At 40.9% G+C, this 13436-nt stretch carries 12 protein-coding genes; 5 read left to right on the plus strand and 7 right to left on the minus strand.

The window, feature by feature from the left end:
* Nucleotide 1: 1 nt before the first annotated feature.
* Both IA57_RS07780 and gcvP read right to left on the minus strand, forming a co-directional pair.
* Nucleotides 2–1063 (minus strand): 3-oxoacyl-ACP synthase III family protein, encoded by a 1062-nt coding sequence (locus tag IA57_RS07780; RefSeq protein ID WP_036121677.1) that lies wholly within the window; start codon nucleotides 1061–1063, stop codon nucleotides 2–4.
* Between the two features lie 180 nt (nucleotides 1064–1243).
* Nucleotides 1244–4093 (minus strand): aminomethyl-transferring glycine dehydrogenase, encoded by a 2850-nt coding sequence (gcvP, locus tag IA57_RS07785; RefSeq protein WP_036121679.1) that lies wholly within the window; start codon nucleotides 4091–4093, stop codon nucleotides 1244–1246.
* 120 nt (nucleotides 4094–4213) lie between these two features.
* Between gcvP and IA57_RS07790 the strand changes: the two genes are divergently transcribed.
* Nucleotides 4214–5041 carry a UbiA prenyltransferase family protein gene (locus IA57_RS07790; RefSeq protein ID WP_036121682.1) on the plus strand — a complete coding sequence of 276 codons (828 nt, stop codon included), beginning with the start codon at nucleotides 4214–4216 and terminating at the stop codon, nucleotides 5039–5041.
* Here the strand turns inward: IA57_RS07790 and IA57_RS07795 are convergent.
* The 5 genes from IA57_RS07795 to IA57_RS07815 all read right to left on the minus strand — a co-directional run bounded on the left by IA57_RS07795 (nucleotide 5024) and on the right by IA57_RS07815 (nucleotide 9784).
* Complete coding sequence (locus tag IA57_RS07795) at nucleotides 5024–5287, minus strand: hypothetical protein (protein ID WP_036121684.1); 264 nt, start codon at nucleotides 5285–5287, stop codon at nucleotides 5024–5026. The genes IA57_RS07790 and IA57_RS07795 overlap by 18 nt on opposite strands.
* Nucleotide 5288: 1 nt before the next feature.
* On the minus strand, nucleotides 5289–5840 hold the full coding sequence (locus IA57_RS07800) for a sigma-70 family RNA polymerase sigma factor (protein WP_036121688.1): 552 nt from the start codon (nucleotides 5838–5840) through the stop codon (nucleotides 5289–5291).
* Nucleotides 5841–5880: 40 nt separating this feature from the next.
* Nucleotides 5881–7914, minus strand: coding sequence for a M3 family metallopeptidase (locus tag IA57_RS07805; RefSeq protein ID WP_036121692.1), 2034 nt, complete (start codon nucleotides 7912–7914; stop codon nucleotides 5881–5883).
* A gap of 186 nt (nucleotides 7915–8100) precedes the next feature.
* A complete protein-coding gene (gene purE, locus IA57_RS07810; RefSeq protein ID WP_036121695.1) occupies nucleotides 8101–8583 on the minus strand; it encodes a 5-(carboxyamino)imidazole ribonucleotide mutase in 483 nt (160 codons plus the stop codon).
* Nucleotides 8584–8629: 46 nt separating this feature from the next.
* Nucleotides 8630–9784 carry a 5-(carboxyamino)imidazole ribonucleotide synthase gene (locus IA57_RS07815; RefSeq protein ID WP_036121697.1) on the minus strand — a complete coding sequence of 385 codons (1155 nt, stop codon included), beginning with the start codon at nucleotides 9782–9784 and terminating at the stop codon, nucleotides 8630–8632.
* Nucleotides 9785–9916: 132 nt separating this feature from the next.
* Here IA57_RS07815 and IA57_RS12480 point away from each other — a divergent pair, with 132 nt between their 5' ends.
* The 4 genes from IA57_RS12480 to IA57_RS07835 all read left to right on the plus strand — a co-directional run bounded on the left by IA57_RS12480 (nucleotide 9917) and on the right by IA57_RS07835 (nucleotide 13426).
* Nucleotides 9917–11026: an adenylate kinase gene (locus IA57_RS12480; RefSeq protein WP_084176757.1), complete on the plus strand. Its 1110-nt coding sequence runs from the start codon at nucleotides 9917–9919 to the stop codon at nucleotides 11024–11026.
* 63 nt (nucleotides 11027–11089) lie between these two features.
* Nucleotides 11090–12088, plus strand: a complete 999-nt coding sequence (obgE, locus tag IA57_RS07825) for a GTPase ObgE (RefSeq protein WP_036121700.1) — start codon at nucleotides 11090–11092, stop codon at nucleotides 12086–12088.
* Nucleotides 12089–12099: 11 nt separating this feature from the next.
* A complete protein-coding gene (locus tag IA57_RS07830; protein WP_036121704.1) occupies nucleotides 12100–12804 on the plus strand; it encodes an ion transporter in 705 nt (234 codons plus the stop codon).
* 103 nt (nucleotides 12805–12907) lie between these two features.
* Complete coding sequence (locus IA57_RS07835; RefSeq protein WP_036121706.1) at nucleotides 12908–13426, plus strand: DUF4136 domain-containing protein; 519 nt, start codon at nucleotides 12908–12910, stop codon at nucleotides 13424–13426.
* The last annotated feature ends 10 nt before the right edge of the window (nucleotides 13427–13436 follow it).

The following is a 13436-nucleotide window of genomic DNA, read 5'->3' on the forward strand; positions in this document are numbered from 1 at the left end:
ATTAATATCTATAAACCATAGCGTTTATGTGCATGCCTGCACCAACGCTTGCAAATATAATAACATCGCCTGTTGTTAGGGTGTGGTTTTTTAATTTATTGCGTTTTACCAAATCGAACAGTGTGGGAATGGTGGCTACAGAGCTGTTTCCTAGCGTGTGAATGCTCATAGGGGTAACATCTTTGGGTTCGGGGGTTTTATAAAGTCGGTAAAACCGTTTAATAATGGCTTCGTCCATCTTTTCGTTGGCTTGATGGATGAATATTTTTTTCACGTCCTTTATATCAACACCACTATTATCAAGACAAGTTTTCATGGCTTTTGGAACCTGGGTAAGGGCAAATTCGTAAATTTTTCTGCCGTGCATTTTAATGTACCTTGTATCGGGGTCTAGCCTAGTGTTGTTCGATTTTCCAAAGTGCAGATAATAGGCTTCATCGTAAGTAAAGCTAGCAGTTTCATGGGCTAAAATACCGCTGTCCTTTTCGTCGGTAGCTTCAATAACCGTAGCACCAGCTCCATCAGAGAAAATCATGGAATCGCGGTCGTGTTTATCGACAACCCTAGAAAGGGTTTCGGTACCAATAACCAAGCATTTTTTTGCCATACCAGCTTTAATAAAAGCTTGGGCCTGAATAACCCCTTCTACCCAGCCCGGACAACCAAACAGGATGTCGTAGGCCACACATTTTGGGTTTTTAATACGTAGAGTGTGTTTTATTCTAGCGGCCAAACCTGGCAGAATATCACTTTGTATGGTTTGGTGCTTAACATCTCCAAAGTTGTGAGCCGTAATAATATAATCTAAAGTCTCTGGGTCTATGTTGGCATGGCCTATGGCCTTTTCGGCGGCAAAGGCTCCAATGTCTGAAGCGGTTAAATGGGCATCGACGTAACGCCTTTCTATAATGCCAGTAATGGCCTCGAATTTTTTAACAATAACATCGTTTGTCGATTCGATATAAGAGCCATCGGTATTTAAAAATTCATGGTTGTGAAATCCCGAGTTTTTTTCAATGTTACCTGGGATATAAGAGCCGCTACCTGTAATTTTTATAGACATAACCGTTGTATTTTTTGGCGTTAATAACACGTATTAAAGAACTAAGCTATGGATTTAATCATAAACAGCAGAAGGTTTTGGGAAGTATTTAAGAAAAAAAGCTGTTTTTGTAGGTGGGTAAAGACATAAAAAAAGCACCTATAAACTATAGGTGCTTTTATGATTTAAAAGGCTGTAAGATTAAGCCTCCATGTATTCTTCGATAGGTGCGCAGGTGCAAATTAAATTGCGGTCTCCATAGGCATCGTCAACACGACGCACCGAAGGCCAGAACTTATTGTCTGCTACAAACGCTAATGGATAGGCTGCTTTTTCTCTAGAATACGGAAGATTCCAGGTGTCTGCAGTAAGCATCTCTAAAGTGTGAGGCGCGTTTCTAAGGACGTTGTTAGGCTCGTCTTTAGATGCGGCATCGATTTCTTTTCTAATGGAAATCATGGCATCGCAGAACCTATCTAATTCCTCCTTGCTTTCACTTTCTGTAGGTTCGATCATTAGGGTGCCGGCCACCGGGAACGATACTGTTGGCGCATGAAAACCGTAGTCCATTAAACGTTTGGCAATATCGGTAACTTCAATACCATGAGCTTTAAACGGACGGCAGTCTACAATCATTTCGTGAGCGGCACGGCCTATTTCGCCAGAGTACAAGGTGTCGAAGTGTCCTTCAAGGCGCTGTTTCATGTAGTTGGCATTAAGAATGGCTATTTTAGTCGCATCGGTAACACCTTTGGCTCCTAACATTTTTATATATCCATAGGAAATTAAGCACACTAGCGCAGACCCATAAGGAGCTGCAGATATGGCTGTGATGGCTTGGTCTCCTCCTGTTTTTACAACGGGGTTTCCGGGTAGGAAAGGAACCAATTGTTTGGCCACACAAATTGGGCCAACACCTGGGCCACCGCCACCATGTGGAATGGCAAAGGTTTTATGAAGGTTAAGATGACAAACATCGGCGCCAATTTGTCCTGGGTTGGTTAAACCTACTTGGGCATTCATGTTGGCACCATCCATATATACTTGTCCGCCGTTATCGTGAATAATTTGTGTAATTTCCTTAATGGCCGATTCGTACACACCGTGTGTAGATGGGTAAGTTACCATTAAGCACGATAGGTTGTCTTTGTGCAATTCGGCTTTTTCGCGTAAATCGTCAACGTCTATATTTCCTTTTTCGGTCGATTTGGTAACAACCACTTTCATGCCGGCCATAACAGCAGAGGCTGGGTTTGTACCGTGTGCCGAAGCAGGAATTAAGCAAATATTTCTATGATGATCGCCACGAGATTCGTGGTAAGCTTTAATAACCATTAAACCGGCAAACTCGCCTTGAGCGCCAGAGTTTGGTTGTAATGAAGTTGCGGCAAAACCTGTAATTTCTGTTAATTGGTCTTCAAGTTCCTTTAAAACAGTAAGGTAACCTTTGGCTTGTTTTGCTGGAACAAAAGGGTGCACATTTGCCCATTTAAAAATGCTTAATGGTAGCATTTCGGCAGCAGCATTCAATTTCATGGTACAAGAGCCAAGAGAGATCATCGAGTGGTTTAACGATAAATCTTTGCGTTCTAGTTTTTTAATATAACGCATTAACTCGGTCTCGGAGTGGTACTTGTTGAAAACAGTTTCGGTTAGGAATTCGGTTTGCCTTTGTAAGTTTTCAGGAATGGCACTTGTTTGAGGAATGTCATCGATGGTGAAGGCCTCTTTATTGGCGATTTCCGAGAAGACTAAAATTAAATAGTTAAGGTCGCGAACTGTCGTGGTTTCGTTAATGGAGATGGTTACGGTGTTTTCATCTGGATAGAAGAAGTTAACCTTTTTCTCCTTAGCTATTTTTCTAACTTTCTTGGCATTGGTTTTAATTTGAAGGGTGTCGAAAAATGCTGTGTTTATTTGTTCAAACCCTAATTGCTTTAGAGCGTTAGATAACAAGGCTGCAGCGCTGTGTACACGGTTAGCAATAAATTCTAGACCTTTTGGCCCGTGGTAAACCCCATACATACCTGCCATAACGGCCAAGAGTACTTGTGCGGTACAGATGTTAGATGTCGCACGATCGCGTTTAATGTGCTGCTCGCGGGTTTGTAGTGCCATACGCAGGGCGCGGTTGCCATCTACGTCTTTGGTAACGCCAATAATACGTCCGGGGATTTCCCTTTTGTAAGCTTCTTTTGTCGCAAAGTAAGCAGCATGCGGGCCACCATAGCCCATAGGAATTCCAAAGCGTTGTGTGGTTCCTACAACCACATCGGCACCAAATTTTCCTGGGGCTTCTAATTTAACTAAGCTTAGAATATCGGCAGCTACGGCAACTTTAATGTTGTTGGCGTTGGCCTTTTCTATAAAGGTTTTAATATCGGTTACTTGACCATATTTTCCAGGGTATTGTAGGATGGCCCCGAAAAATTCAGTAGAAAAATCGAATTCGTTCTCTTTTGCTACAACTAATTCTATGCCAATAGGAATGGCTCTGGTTTTTAGTAGTGATAGGGTTTGAGGGAGGATGTCTTCGGAAACGAAAAACTTGTTAACCCCAGCTTTTTTCTGTGCCCTATCGCGAACGGCAAATAGTAAGCTCATGGCCTCTGCAGCTGCGGTACTTTCATCTAAAAGCGATGCATTTGCAAGCTCCATACCTGTTAGGTCGGCAATCATGGTTTGGAAATTAAGCAAAGCTTCTAGGCGACCTTGGGCAATTTCTGCTTGATAAGGCGTGTATGCAGTATACCAACCTGGGTTTTCCAATATGTTGCGTTGGATTACTGCAGGGAGGATGGTGGGGTGATAGCCCAGCCCGATGTAGGTTTTATATACCTTGTTCTTTTTAGAAAGGTTGTGGATGTGCACCAAGTATTCTTGTTCGCTCATGGCTTCGTCTAGCTCAAGCGGTTTTTCCAGTTTAATACCGTCTGGAAGGGTTTCAAAAATAAGTTGGTCCAAAGAGTCAACACCAATGGTGTTTAACATCTCTTTTTGTTCCTGTTGGTCTGGCCCAATATGGCGCAGTGCAAAAGATGTTGTATTCATTGAAAAATTAGTTGCGTTTAAAGGCGCAAAATTACGGAATAATTCAGGGTTTTTTGTTAAAGCATGCTAAAGTTTTTAACCAAAAATTATGGTTATTAACACATTGCCTATTTTTGTGGTATGCAAATGCTAAAACAGAGTTTCGATTTTTATTTAAACAGCAGCATTCATGTGGCTTTAAATGCTGTGGCGTTATCTTGGGTAACAGGCATAACATTTCATTTGCCTGTTGATGGGGCGGTGTTGTGGTTTGTGTTTTTTGCATCGGTTACGGGGTACAATTTTGTGAAGTATTCTGGATTAGCCAAATTTCATCATCGGCAGTTGGCAAATTGGTTGCGTGCCATACAGCTGTTTTCCCTTTTTTGTTTTGTTGCCATGCTTGTTTATTTTTTTAAATTAAGGCCGCAAACGTGGTGGTATGTTTTGGGTGTGGCGGTCATGACGTTTTTGTACGCGGTGCCATTTCTTCCCCAAAAGTATGTGCTAGATAAGCACGGGAACTTACGTAATATAGGTGGATTAAAAGTGTATATTATTGCGTTGGTGTGGGCCGTAGTTACAGTGGTTTTGCCGTTAGTGAATGGTCGGTATATCTTTGATTTTGACTGCCTTATAACACTTGTTCAGCGGTTTGTATTTGTGTTGGTTTTAATGCTGCCTTTCGAGATTCGAGATTTGCAATTTGATAGTTTAAAGCTAGCGACTATACCGCAACGGATAGGTGTTTTAAAAACCAAGGTTCTAGGGAGTTTGGGTTTGGTTGTATTTTCCTTGTTGGAATTTGTAAAAGACGATGTTTCTTTTAGGCTGGTTGTGCCCATGTTGGTTATTTCTGTAATAACCTTGGGTTTTTTATGGTTTTCTAAGGGTAACCAGGGAAGGTATTACTGCGCCTTTTGGGTAGAGGGTATTCCTATGATGTGGTTGTTATTGTTGCTTTTTTAACGCTTGTTTAAATTGCTGTTGCAGGTTTTGTTTTTCTGAGGTGTTTAGGCAATTTAATTGCGAACGCTCAATGGCCTGAGTAAGTTTTTTATTTTTACATACATAGGTGCGTGTTATGCGGCACCAAACATACCTAAAGTATAGTTTAACCTTTTCTAAAAATGAGGCTTCTTTGTATTGTGCTTTGTCGCAAATGAGTTTGGCCTCGTCGCAGGAGATAAATAAAAAGGATTGTTTTTTCTTCATATTAAAACCAGGTTTTTTCCATGCAGTCTGCCATAGCGTTTCTTGCTCTATGAACAATTACCCAGAGGTTAGACGCAGTAATATTTAATTCATTACAAATGGTTTCGGTGTCAAGTCCTTCAATGGTTTTCATTCTAAAAACGGCGGCTTGTTTTTCTGGGAGTTTTTCCAGGCACTTGAAAATGGCCTTACCAAGCTCGTCGTTTTCTAGGGTGTCCTCGGCCGTTTTGTCGAAGGGGTCGGCTACTTGTGCTTCAAGCCAGTCAGTTTCATCTTCGTTAAGGGTGTAGTTAATTTTAACTTCGGCCTGTCCCTTTTTGGAGTTGCTTTTGCGATAGTAGTCAATAATTTTTCGCTTTAAAATGGCAATAAGCCATGTGCGCTCACTGGCATCGCCCTTAAAGTTTTCCATGGACTTTAATGCAGCAAAAAACGTGTCTTGAACCAAATCCTTCGCCATTTCGCGGTCGTTAACCCGGGAAATGGTATAGTTAAACAAATAATCGGAATATCTGTTAATCCAATTGTCGGGATTTAGTTTGCGTTTTGGCATTGAAGCTCATTGTTTCTTCAAATGTAGTGAAAAATCTATTCTATTTCTCAATCAACCCAGCGCGTTTCAATAAGGCTTCTGGTTGTGGTTCTTTTCCGCGAAAGCGTTTGTAAAGTGTCATGGGATCTTCGGTTCCACCTTGCGAAAGCACGTTGTCCTTAAATTTTTGAGCAACATTTTTGTTGAAAATGCCTTCTTCTTTAAAAAACTCGAAAGCATCGGCATCCAATACTTCAGCCCATTTGTAACTGTAGTAACCAGACGAATAACCACCTTGAAAAATATGTGAAAACGAAGTGCTCATACAGTTTTCTGGAGCATCTGGATATAGTTTGGTGTTTTCAAAGGCTTCAGTTTCGTGTGCTTTTACGTTTGTAATAGTCGTTGGGTCTGAACCATGCCAACTCATATCCAGTAATCCAAAACTTAACTGACGTAAAGTTTGCATGCCTTCGTGGAAGGCGGCTGAAGCTTTTATTTTTTCAATTAAATCCATAGGAATCACGTCGCCGGTTTCATAGTGTGTGGCAAACAGTTCTAAAGCTTCTTTTTCGTAACACCAGTTTTCCAGCACCTGACTTGGTAGCTCCACAAAGTCCCAAAACACAGAGGTTCCCGATAAACTTGGGTAGGTGGTGTTGGCCAACATGCCGTGCAGTGCATGACCAAACTCATGGAACAGTGTAGTCACTTCGTTAAAAGTTAATAGCGAAGGTTTGGTTTTAGTGGGCTTGGTAAAGTTACATACAATAGAAATGTGTGGTCTGCTGTTTTCACCATTTTTTACATATTGCGGTTTGTAAACGGTCATCCATGCACCATTGCGTTTCCCTGTTCTAGGGAAGAAATCCGCATAGAAAATAGAAACATATTCACCAGATTCATCTGTGACTTTATAGGTTAAAACATCTTCATGGTATTTGTCAATGGTATTGATTTCCTCAAACTGCAACCCATAAAGTTTATTAGCAATATTGAAAACACCATTAATCACGTTTTCAAGTTTAAAATAGGGCTTTAGCTTTTCGTCGTCTAGATCGAATAGTTTTTGTTTTAGTTTTTCCGAATAGTAGGCACTGTCCCATTTTTGGAGTTGGTCAATACCATCCAATGTTTTTGCAAAATCACTAAGTGTGTTAAACTCGCGTATGGCAGCAGGCTTGGCTTTTTCTAAAAGCTTGTTTAAAAAGGTTTCAACAGTTTCGGGAGTTTTAGCCATACGCTCTTCCAATACAAAATGCGCGTGGGTTTTATAGCCTAATAAATTGGCGCGTTTGTGACGTAGTTTGGCTATTTTAAGTACGATTTCTTGATTGTCTAATGCATCATTGTTAAACCCTTTTGCTCCAAACGCTAGAGCCAATTTTTTACGCAGCTCACGATTATCGGCATACGTCATAAACGGAATATAGCTTGGATATTGTAAGGTAATCATCCAGCCGTCTTTACCTTTTTGTTCAGCAGTTTGTTTAGCTTCTTCTTTGGCGCTTTCTGGTAAGCCCGCTAAATCGGCTTCATGGGTAATGTGAAGTTGGTATTTGTTGGTTTCGGCCAAGACATTTTCACCGAATTTAAGTTTTAGTTGGCTTAGCGTTTTGTCTATTTCGCGAAGCTGTTGCTTTTGGTCCTCGGGTAAATTAGCACCGTTTCGAGAAAAGCTTTTGTATTTTTTATCGAGAAGCGTTTGCTGCTCTAAGGTTAAATTTAAGCGTTCCCGCTGCTCGTAAACTGTTTTTACGCGTTTAAATAAGGCTTCGTTTAAAGTAATGTCGTTACTGAATTCTGAGAGGAGCGGCGAAACGTCTTGAGCAATCTTTTGAATTTCGTCGTTGGTTTCGGCAGCATTCAAATTAAAGAAAATACTAGAAATGCGGTCTAATTGTTGGCCCGAAAAGTCTAGGGTTTCAATGGTGTTTTTAAAGGTAGGCGTTTCGGGGTTGTGTATAATAGCATCAATCTCGGCTTTAGCATCTGCAATGGCTTGTTTAAAGGCGGGAAGAAATGCGTCGTTTTCTATCTGGGAAAATGGCGCTGTGTGGTATGGTGTGTTGAATGTGTGGTTTAATAGATTCATGCTAAGGTGTTTGAAAGTAATGGATTTCTTACTAAGAAATTGATATTCTGAATATTAACAAAATTTTAGTTTCTTGTTTGAAAGAAGATGTTATCTTTGCCAAGATTTTTCATAAGAGTTTTAAAAGGCATACCCTTTTAAAAATTGGTTAATAGCGCTAAAAGCCTCGGTTTTATACCGAGGCTTTTATTTTAAGTCTTTGGCAGAGTCGTGAACTTTTGCCTTAAGATTCTCTTTATAGGCTACAATTTTATTTAAGATGTCGTTGTTCGAGCTGCCTAAAATTTGAGCGGCCAAAATGCCTGCATTTTTTGCGCCATCTAGAGCTACCGTAGCTACTGGTACTCCTCCTGGCATTTGTAAAATAGAGAGCACAGAGTCCCAACCATCGATAGAATTTCGACTTTTTACAGGCACGCCAATTACAGGAAGCGGCGATAACGATGCAACCATTCCTGGTAAATGTGCAGCACCGCCAGCTCCAGCAATAATAACGGCTATGCCTCTGTTGTGGGCATGGCTGCCGTAGTCGAACAATTTGTCTGGCGTGCGGTGTGCCGAAACGATATCGACTTCTACGGCAATACCAAATTCCTTTAAAATATCAATAGCGTCTTGCATTACCGGCAAATCGCTTTTACTTCCCATGATAATTCCTACTTTGCTCATAAAATTTTATTTTGTTAGCTGAAGTGCCACTGTGCTTGGGCACACGTTATTTACTAATTACTTTTATGGTGTTTTTTACATGCTCGGCAATTTGCCTTGCCGCATTAATATCTTCGTTAACAATAGTTACATGCCCCATTTTTCTAAATGGCCTAGTTTCTTTTTTGCCATAAATATGAGGGGTTACACCGTCCATTTTCATAATGGCATTGATGTTCTCGTAAACCACTTGGCCTGTATGGCCTTCGGCACCCACTAAATTTACCATAATTCCGCCCACCTTACTTGCGGTTTGTCCTAGGGGTAAATTTAAAATAGCCCGTAGGTGTTGTTCAAACTGCGAGGTGTAACTGGCTTCAATGGTTTGGTGCCCAGAATTGTGGGGGCGTGGGGCAACTTCGTTTACCAAGATGTTGTCGTCTTGTGTTTGAAACATTTCTACAGCCAATAATCCTACATGGTTAAACGCTTCGGAAACCTGTAAGGCAACCGCTTGCGCTTTTTTGGCTACGGCTGCATCAATTCTGGCAGGGCAGATAACGTACTCTACCTGGTTGGCTTCTGGATGAAACTCCATTTCAACCACTGGAAAGGTTTTAACTTCGCCATTGACGTTTCTGGCCACAATAACGGCCAATTCGTTTTTAAACGGAATCATGCGTTCGGCAATACATTCTACGTTTGGTAGGCCCTTTAGGTCTTCAACATGTCTAACCACTTTTACGCCATTGCCATCGTAACCAAATTGGGCACTTTTCCAAACAAAAGGCAGTTCCAGACCACCATTGTTTAGGGCTTCCTTAATTTCGGAGGTATAGGCAAACCTAGAAAACGCGGCAGTAGGAATGTTGTGGTCTACATAAAACAGCTTTTGTTTTGCCTTGTTTTGAATGGTTCTTAGTGTTTTTGATGAAGGGTATACTTGTACCCCTTCTTTTTCTAAGATTTCCAAAGCATTAACGTTAACGTTTTCAATCTCAATGGTTAGGGTGTTAACGCGTCGCCCAAAGGCCACAACGGTATCGTAGTCCATCAAGTCGCCTTGAAAAAACTCGTTACAGGCAATTTTAGAGGGGGCTTCATTACTGGGGTCTAAAACACAGGTGTAAATGTCAAATTTACGTGTGTTGTAAAGTAACATCTTACCAAGTTGCCCACCGCCAAGAATGCCGAGTTTAAAGTCTGAAGAGAATAAGTCCATGCAACGAAATATTTTCAGCAAAAGTACAAATCAATGGGCTACCAAAAAAGCCAAAACTCAAACAATGTAAAAGCAAATTCGCAAAACGTTAATCAAATGATTATCTTTGCATTTCTAAAACTTAAAAAATACGTGATGAAGCTTCACGACTTAGAATTTAAGCCGTTTATAAAGGCTGAAGAAATCGAAAAAACCGTAGCAAGGTTGGTTGGCGAAATTGCCGAAGATCTTAAGGATGAGGTTCCTGTATTTGTAGGGATTTTAAATGGCTCGTTTATGTTTGTGAGCGATTTTGTAAAAGCCTATCCCAAGCCTTGCGAAGTAACCTTTATTAAGCTGGCTTCTTACGAAGGGGTCAAGTCGACAGACGATATACAGCGCCTTATAGGCCTAACACAAGACCTTACTGGCAGAACGGTTGTGGTTTTAGAAGACATTATCGATTCGGGTAAAACCTTGGCCGAAGTGCACCGTATTTTTAAAAACGAACGCGTGAAGGCTCTTAAAATAGCCACGCTGTTTTACAAACCCGAAGCGTATAAAAAAGATTTTAAACTACATTATGTTGGTATTGAAATTCCCACAAAATTTATTGTTGGTTATGGCCTTGACTATAACGGCTTGGGAAGGGATTTACCAGAAGTATACCAATTAAAAACAACACAACACATGACAAATCTAGTCCTCTTTGGACCTCCAGGAGCAGGAAAAGGCACACAGGCAGAATTTTTAAAGGAAAAATACAATTTAGTACACATTTCAACAGGCGACGTGTTTCGATATAACATAAAAAACGAAACCGCTTTAGGCATGCTGGCCAAATCTTTTATGGATAAAGGCCAATTGGTGCCAGACCATGTTACCATAGACATGCTTAATGCCGAAGTAGAAAAAAATACCGATGCGAATGGGTTTATTTTTGATGGTTTTCCAAGAACCAATGCACAGGCCGAGGCATTAGATAAATTAATGGAAGAAAAAGATTCTCAGATTGATGGCATGATTGCCCTTGAAGTTGATGACGAGGTGTTGGTAAAACGTTTGTTGGAACGCGGAAAAACAAGTGGCCGCACCGACGATGCCGACGAAAATATTATAAGAAACCGCATTACCGAGTACTATAAGAAAACAGCCATTTTAAAAGAATTTTATTCGGCTCAGGATAAATTCTATGGCGTTGATGGCGTAGGCAGTATAGAAGAAATTACCCAGCGTTTAAGCAAGGTAATAGACGCGCTTTAACCGCTTTTTTTCTGCGTAAGCAGAGCTTAATTTAAAAGATTCCCGTTTTCTCGGGAAACAACTATGACAGAAGGAAATTTTGTAGACTACGTAAAACTGTATGTGTCATCGGGTAAAGGCGGAAAAGGTTCTGCCCACTTACACCGTGAAAAGTATATTGCCAAAGGCGGTCCAGACGGTGGCGATGGCGGCCGTGGCGGCAATGTTATTGTGCGGGGCAGCAAAAACCTTTGGACACTTTTCGAATACAAGTTTAAACGCCATTTTAGGGCCGGCCATGGTGGCGATGGTGGCAAGCAACGCAGCACAGGTGCCGACGGGGAGGATGTGTACATGAATGTGCCTTTAGGTACCGTAATTAGAGACAAAGCAACCAACAAGGTGCTTTTCGAAATTACCGAAAATGGCGAGGAAAAAATTATTGCCCAAGGCGGAAAAGGTGGTCGTGGGAATTGGCATTTTAAAAGTGCTACCAACCAAACCCCGCGTTATGCACAACCGGGCATTCCTGGAGAAGAAAAGGAGATTATTCTAGAGTTAAAAGTTCTGGCCGATGTTGGTCTTGTTGGTTTTCCAAATGCCGGAAAGTCAACTTTGCTCTCTGTCGTTACCGCAGCAAAGCCAAAAATTGCCGATTATGAGTTTACCACCCTAAAACCTAATTTGGGTATTGTAAAACACCGCGATTACCAAACGTTTGTTATGGCCGACATTCCCGGAATTATAGAAGGGGCTGCTGAAGGAAAAGGATTGGGGCATTACTTTTTACGTCATATCGAGCGTAATTCTACGTTGTTGTTTTTAATTCCTGCCGATGCCGAGGATATTAAACAACAATACGACATTCTGTTGAACGAACTAAAGCGCTACAACCCCGAAATGCTGGATAAAAATAGATTTATCGCCATTTCTAAAAGCGACATGTTAGATGACGAGCTAAAGGCAGAGCTAAAAGCCGAACTGGATAAAACACTGCCTGTAGAATATATGTTTATCTCATCGGTGGCACAGCAAGGTATTACGGCATTAAAAGATAAACTTTGGGAAATGCTTAACAGCTAAACTTAAAAACGGTGAGGGAGTTTGTTAAACGCGTAGTTGAACTTAACGATAACAGCCTAAGCAAGTGGTTTGCCTTTGGCATTCAAGTCTTAATTTTCTTATCGGTAATCGCCTTTACCGTAGAAACGCTTCCCGATTTAAAACCACAAACAAGAACCATTCTCCGCTCTATAGAGGTGGTTACCGTGATTATTTTTTCTTTGGAATACCTGCTACGTATCTATGCGGCCGATAACAAGCTTAAATTTGTATTTAGCTTTTATGGCATTATCGATTTATTGGCCATTTTGCCATTTTATCTGGCTTTTGGTTTCGATTTAAGGTCGTTGCGAGCCTTACGGTTTTTAAGACTCTTTAGAATTTTAAAGCTGGTACGTTATAATAAGGCAATCGCGCATTTTACCCGCGCTGTAAAATCGGTAAAAGAAGAGATTGTACTGTTTGTAGTGGTAACCATGATTTTAATTTACTTTGCGGCAGTAGGGATTTACTATTTCGAAAATCAGGCACAGCCCGAAAATTTCTCATCGATTTTCGATAGCTTGTGGTGGGCTATCATAACCCTAACAACTGTGGGGTATGGCGATGTTTACCCAATTACCGTAGGCGGGCGGGTATTTACATTCTTAATTTTAATGATTGGTCTTGGTATTGTAGCCATTCCTACTGGAATTATTTCTTCTGCCTTAACAAAATCACTAGACGAAAAAAAGTAATTATCTACCCCTGAATATCTGGTATTAAAACCCTTTCAGAACGCTTAAATTATAGCTATCTTTATGGCAATAAGCCTTTGGGCGGTTTAATGTTAGTCATGTTATGAAGTACGCTGTGTTTTTGTTGCTGTTGGCAATGGTGTCTTGTGCACCCATTAAAGTAGCCTATGATTTTGATGAAACGGTAACATTTTCACAATACAGAAGTTATAACTATTATTCTAATAGCGAATCGGGCTTAAGCGAGCTGGACAACAAGCGGTTGTTACAGCTGCTAGATGAAACCTTACAACAACGCGGATTTTCACTATCAGATACGCCAGATTTTTACATTGCCATTCAAAGCAGTACCTATCAAACACCCAATAGAAGCAGCGTGGGAATTGGTATAGGTAGCAGTGGCCGAAATGTGGGTGGTGGCATATCAATAGGTGTGCCCGTTGGCGAAGCCAATGTAACCAGAACCATTCAGTTTGATTTTGTAGATGAAGACGGGAGCGGCCTATTTTGGCAAGCTGTTAGCGAAAGTGCTTTTAATCCAAACGATTCTCCCGAAAAACGAACGGCACAATTACAGGCTATAGTAGAAAAAGTACTCGAGGGATTTCCGCCTAAACAGTAATCCTGCAATC

This window comes from Mangrovimonas yunxiaonensis (genome assembly GCF_000733475.1).
In the GTDB taxonomy this organism is placed as follows: Bacteria; Bacteroidota; Bacteroidia; order Flavobacteriales; family Flavobacteriaceae; genus Mangrovimonas; species Mangrovimonas yunxiaonensis.